This is a genomic window from Streptomyces sparsus, assembly GCF_054776295.1.
This window is the reverse complement of record NZ_BAAHCA010001384.1, coordinates 1-911: the sequence shown is the minus strand read 5'-3', so window position 1 is coordinate 911 and position 911 is coordinate 1. Positions and strand designations below refer to the sequence as shown.

General features: G+C 73.2%; 1 protein-coding gene. It reads right to left on the bottom strand.

What is annotated here, in order from left to right; translation table 11 throughout:
• Positions 1-778, bottom strand: a 778-nt coding sequence (locus ACYVE9_RS28585) for a YcnI family copper-binding membrane protein (protein ID WP_461030788.1), incomplete at its 3' end; no start/stop codon positions are given.
• Positions 779-911: the final 133 nt, after the last annotated feature.

The following is a 911-nucleotide window of genomic DNA, read 5'->3' as shown; positions in this document are numbered from 1 at the left end:
GGCGACGCCCGGCGAGCACGCCGTAGGCGATGCCGCCGATCCCGGCCGCGAGGCCGAGGCCGCCCAGTACCCGGGCGGTGGTGTCGGTGGTGCCGCCCGCGTCGGTGCCCGCGGCGGTCTTCTCGGTGTCGTCGCTCCCGGCGCCCGAGGTGTCGTCCCCGGCGTCGTCGGTGCCACCGCCGTGCGCGTGATCGTCGTCGGCCTCACCGAGGGCCAGCACCGGAGCCGGGTGGTCCGGCTCGTCGCCACCCTCCTCGGGCACCTCGATCCAGCGCACGACCTCCTTGTTGTCGTACGTCTGCACGGCCTTGAAGACGAGCCGGTCGGCGTCCTCGGGCAGGCGGCCCACCGAGACGGGGAACCGCTGGAAGGTGCCCGGCGTGATCTCGCCGCCGGACCAGGTGATCTTGCTCGGCGCCTCGTCGATCTTCTCGCCGTGCACCTCGAGCGGCTCGTCCAGCTTGCCCTTCTCCACCTTCACGTCCCAGCCGGGCACCGGTTCCGGCATCACGGAGGAGAGCGGGTGGTCGGTGGGCAGGGTGACCTCGAGCTTGGTGGTGGACGCGTTGTCGCGCTCGTTGGGGACCTTGAAGTTGATCGTGGCGTACCCGCCGGCCGCGGCCTCGGCCGGATCGACGGAGCCGTCCGCGAAGGCCGGACCGCTCAGCGCGAGCACGGACGCGGCGGCGGGCGCCGCGGCGGCGGCGACGCGGCGCGGGGCGGACGAGGAACCGCGTGAGACGGGTGAGGCGAGTGAGGGACGCGGAAAAACGGTCATGGTGAAAGAACACACTCCACGGACAGCAGGGACCGGACAGGTGGGGATACGGCGCGCCGCCCGCCCCCTGTTCACGGGAACCCCGGGAGTGGACGTCAGGCCGTCAGTGCGTACGAGTCGCGGGCCGCCGGCG